At 36.2% G+C, this 235-nt stretch carries 1 pseudogene; it reads left to right on the forward strand.

The window, feature by feature from the left end:
• Positions 1-54: 54 nt before the first annotated feature.
• Positions 55-235, forward strand: a pseudogene (locus AAEY62_RS24835) (hypothetical protein); the annotation flags it as partial.

A 235-nucleotide genomic window follows, 5' to 3' on the forward strand; every position in this document is an offset into this window, starting at 1 on the left:
AATTTGGGTCATTATTTTACTTTTAAATCACGGTGAGCGCAGAATAACAATATTATGGATATACAAAAAGCATTAGCGCAGTTTATTACCTTCGGCTCAGAAAAAGACGAGGCTATTGATGTCATTGTATCTGCGGCAGCAGCAAAACAGCCATTATTTACCCTAAGTACGTCAATCATGCTAAATGTGTTTGAGCGTTGTTTACATAATGAAATAGTACTTGATGACTTGGAAC

This window comes from Pseudoalteromonas sp. GW168-MNA-CIBAN-0100 (genome assembly GCF_040309225.1).
GTDB lineage: Bacteria > Pseudomonadota > Gammaproteobacteria > Enterobacterales > Alteromonadaceae > Pseudoalteromonas > Pseudoalteromonas arctica.